Annotated in this window: 2 tRNA genes and 1 rRNA gene (1 of these 3 cut by a window edge); all 3 read left to right on the top strand. The window is 54.2% G+C overall.

Annotation, left to right across the window (positions count from 1 at the left end):
- Window positions 1–2,201, top strand: a 23S ribosomal RNA gene (locus ACFVTE_RS24475); it begins 728 nt to the left of the window's first position.
- A 53-nt stretch (window positions 2,202–2,254) separates the two neighbouring features.
- Window positions 2,255–2,330: transfer RNA gene (locus ACFVTE_RS24470), tRNA-Asn, on the top strand.
- Between the two features lie 7 nt (window positions 2,331–2,337).
- Window positions 2,338–2,425, top strand: a tRNA-Ser gene (locus tag ACFVTE_RS24465).
- Window positions 2,426–2,500 lie beyond the last annotated feature (75 nt).

Genomic DNA, 2,500 nt, shown 5'->3' with positions numbered 1-2,500 from the left:
GATCTACCCATGTCCAGGGTGAAGTTCAGGTAACACCTACTGGAGGCCCGAACCCACGCACGTTGAAAAGTGCGGGGATGAGGTGTGGGTAGCGGTGAAATTCCAATCGAACTTGGAGATAGCTGGTTCTCCCCGAAATAGCTTTAGGGCTAGCCTCGGAATTTAGAGTCTTGGAGGTAGAGCACTGATTGGACTAGGGGCCCTCATCGGGTTACCGAATTCAGTCAAACTCCGAATGCCAATGACTTATGTCCGGGAGTCAGACGGTGAGTGCTAAGATCCATCGTCAAAAGGGAAACAGCCCAGACCATCAGCTAAGGTCCCCAAGTATACGTTAAGTGGAAAAGGATGTGGAGTTGCTTAGACAACCAGGATGTTGGCTTAGAAGCAGCCACCATTTAAAGAGTGCGTAATAGCTCACTGGTCGAGTGACTCTGCGCCGAAAATGTAACGGGGCTAAACGTATCACCGAAGCTATGGCAGTCCTTACGGACTGGGTAGGGGAGCGTTCCAAGCAGCAGTGAAGCCGTACTGGAAAGAGCGGTGGAGCGCTTGGAAGTGAGAATGCCGGTGTAAGTAGCGAAAAGACAAGTGAGAATCTTGTCCACCGAATGCCTAAGGTTTCCTGGGGAAGGCTCGTCCTCCCAGGGTTAGTCGGGACCTAAGCTGAGGCCGAAAGGCGTAGGCGATGGACAACAGGTTGATATTCCTGTACCACCTCTGTTCCGCTTGAGCAATGGCGTGACGCAGGAGGATAGGGTGAGCGGCCTACTGGATGGCCGTCCAAGCAGTGAGTGTGGTGTGTAGGCAAATCCGCACACCGGTAAGCATGAGCTGTGATGGCGAGGGAAATTTAAGTACCGAAGTCCCTGATTTCACACTGCCAAGAAAAGCGTCTAGCGAGGAACAAGGTGCCCGTACCGCAAACCGACACAGGTAGGCGAGGAGAGAATCCTAAGGTGCGCGGGATAACTCTTGCTAAGGAACTCGGCAAAATGACCCCGTAACTTCGGGAGAAGGGGCGCCTCGGTAGGGTTAATAGCCCGAGGGGGCCGCAGTGAAAAGGCCCAAGCGACTGTTTAGCAAAAACACAGGTCTCTGCGAAGCCGCAAGGCGAAGTATAGGGGCTGACGCCTGCCCGGTGCTGGAAGGTTAAGGGGATGAGTTAGCGCAAGCGAAGCTTTGAACCGAAGCCCCAGTAAACGGCGGCCGTAACTATAACGGTCCTAAGGTAGCGAAATTCCTTGTCGGGTAAGTTCCGACCCGCACGAAAGGCGTAACGACTTGGGCGCTGTCTCGGCAAGAGACTCGGTGAAATTATAGTACCTGTGAAGATGCAGGTTACCCGCGACAGGACGGAAAGACCCCGTGGAGCTTTACTGTAGCCTGGTATTGGAACTTTGTGCATCATGTACAGGATAGGTGGGAAGCTGAGAAGCAGGGGCGCCAGCCTCTGTGGAGCTGTCGGTGGGATACCACCCTTGATGTACGGAGTTTCTAACTCGTCGCCCTTATCGGGCGAGAGGACCATGCCAGGTGGGCAGTTTGACTGGGGCGGTCGCCTCCTAAAAGGTAACGGAGGCGCCCAAAGGTTCCCTCAGAATGGTTGGAAATCATTCGTAGAGTGTAAAGGCACAAGGGAGCTTGACTGCGAGACCTACAAGTCGAGCAGGGACGAAAGTCGGGCTTAGTGATCCGGTGGTTCCGCATGGAAGGGCCATCGCTCAACGGATAAAAGCTACCCCGGGGATAACAGGCTTATCTCCCCCAAGAGTCCACATCGACGGGGAGGTTTGGCACCTCGATGTCGGCTCATCGCATCCTGGGGCTGAAGTAGGTCCCAAGGGTTGGGCTGTTCGCCCATTAAAGCGGTACGCGAGCTGGGTTCAGAACGTCGTGAGACAGTTCGGTCCCTATCCGTCGCGGGCGTAGGAAATTTGAGAGGAGCTGTCCTTAGTACGAGAGGACCGGGATGGACGCACCGCTGGTGTACCAGTTGTCACGCCAGTGGCACAGCTGGGTAGCTATGTGCGGACGGGATAAGCGCTGAAAGCATCTAAGCGTGAAGCCCCCTCCAAGATGAGACTTCCCACAGCGCAAGCTGGTAAGACCCCTCATAGACGATGAGGTTGATAGGTTCGGTGTGGAAGCGCGGTAACGCGTGGAGCTGACGAATACTAATCGGTCGAGGACTTATCCACAAATTCTTAGCAATCATGCGTATTCAGTTTTGAAGGAATAAATCCTTCAATGTTCCTCGGTAGCTCAGTTGGTAGAGCAATCGGCTGTTAACCGATCGGTCGGCGGTTCGAGTCCGTCCCGAGGAGCCATATATACGGAGAGTTACCCAAGAGGCCGAAGGGGACGGTTTGCTAAACCGTTAGTATGCGCAAGCGTAGCGAGGGTTCGAATCCCTCACTCTCCGCCTTTTTTATTTTGGCGGCGTAGCTCAGCTGGTTAGAGCGTTCGGTTCATACCCGAAAGGTCTGTTGTTAGTTTC

It is taken from the genome of Arthrobacter sp. NPDC058097 (assembly GCF_042884885.1).
Taxonomy (GTDB): domain Bacteria; phylum Actinomycetota; class Actinomycetes; order Actinomycetales; family Micrococcaceae; genus Arthrobacter.
This window is presented reverse-complemented; position numbering and strand designations above follow the sequence as displayed.